2 protein-coding genes are annotated in these 1,574 nt (G+C 63.0%); both read left to right on the top strand.

The genetic code is table 11. The annotated features are described in order from the left end of the window. A partial coding sequence (locus tag ACLIBK_RS25500; protein ID WP_415390109.1) for a hypothetical protein occupies nucleotides 1-290 on the top strand: 290 nt, incomplete at its 5' end. Between the two features lie 1,075 nt (nucleotides 291-1,365). Next, nucleotides 1,366-1,574 (top strand): hypothetical protein (locus ACLIBK_RS25505; protein ID WP_415390110.1); only part of this gene is annotated, 209 nt, incomplete at its 3' end.

A 1,574-nucleotide genomic window follows, 5' to 3' on the forward strand; every position in this document is an offset into this window, starting at 1 on the left:
GGCGTCGAGTTCATTCCAGAAAACGGCGGCGGCGGCGTCCGGCTGCGGGAGCGAGCGGCGTGAGTTCCGATCGAGACCGCGATGGACGCTGGCTCCAGCAGTTCACCGCATTGGGCGTTGCAGCAGCAATCGCGTTTGATGTGGCCACGATCCTCCCGACCCTGGCCGGGCTCCATGTCATCAAACGCGCAGTGCGGACTGACACCTTTGAAGGTACTGACATGCTGCCCGATGACCTCATTGAGGGGGCACTGGCTTGGGCTGCGCATTTGATAGCTCGAGGGCTTTGATCAGGCCGTCCCAAATGCCTGCCGTAGGCCGTCAGTACAGAGCGGATCTAGCGCTCGCGCACGATGAGCATGAGCGGCTCTGACGGCTGATTGCCGTCCTGCCGAGGTGCTAGTTGTCCCTGAAGACGAACATATTGCCCCACACGAAGGGGCCTCTGTGCGTCACTCGCAAAGAAAACAGAGACGGTTTGGCCACGGTACACATTGCCGAAACCGCTATCTTTTACGCAGGCAGGCGTGTCCAACGTCATCACTGGATAAGTCCATGGGGCTGTCCGGCCCAGGCCGGCGTCTGGGGGCAGAGTTCTGAAGCGGATAATGCCCGCCACGGTGACCACATCATCGGCGCCGTGGCACCGTACCGATCCAGGAACCGCGGCAGTGGCTGGTCCGGCCGAAGGGCCAAAGTCGATGTTGGGCACAAAGAAGCGGCGAAGGCCTCGGCCATCGCCCGCGTCATAGGTGACGATGCTCGTATTCCGCCGTGCCGTCAGCACCGTGACAGTGGCTCCAGGAGGAATGTCGATGCACCCCCCGCGCAGCTTGATCAGGGTGTCGCCTGGTCTAGCCGCTGCGCTTGCCACTCTGCTGCTGCCATCCGGCAGTGTGAGCCTCGCGAGGGCGTCAGCGGATGTACACATCAGGCCCGGACGGGTGGCGCTCATGGTTTGCGCTCGGCTCTGGCAGATCCCGAGAAGCATGAAAGCGACGATTGCTAGACCAAGGCGCATGGACGCCTCCAAGGAAGGGTTAGGCGCACACTGACGCGATGTGGAAGGCTAACCCGTACAGCCGGTCTCAGTTCGTTCCTCGCTCTGAGCGTCGGCACCGCTTACGGCGTAGCCCAAGAACCCGCGCCTTATGGCATCAGGTCTCGAACGCCGTCCCTGGCGGCGAGTTCATCCCGGAGAACGGCGGCGAGGCTAGGGTCAGGCTGCGGGAGCGTCAGGCGTGAGTAGTCGGGTCAAGACAGGGCGGTGAGCGGGCGGAGGGGCGAATGTCATACCTTAGGCCTTGCCGTCCGGCAGAATACAACCGCAAGCTGTGCAGTGACTACGGACGAGGCTCGCTGCACATGGACATTCCGGCCGATGTTGCCTTGGGCGAACAGGATGGTTCCGCGCTTGGTACCCGCCTCCTGGTCCTCGAAATGACGATCGCTGCCATAGCGGCGCGCCTCCCCAAGAGCGACCTGGCGGAGGTTGCCGCCATGCTCGTGTTCGTGGCCAAAACCTCCGACGCAGCCCGAGACCTTGATGGCCTGCCGGCAGATACTCCGCATGT

It is taken from the genome of Roseomonas sp. BN140053 (genome assembly GCF_047690175.1).
Classification (GTDB): domain Bacteria; phylum Pseudomonadota; class Alphaproteobacteria; order Acetobacterales; family Acetobacteraceae; genus Roseomonas.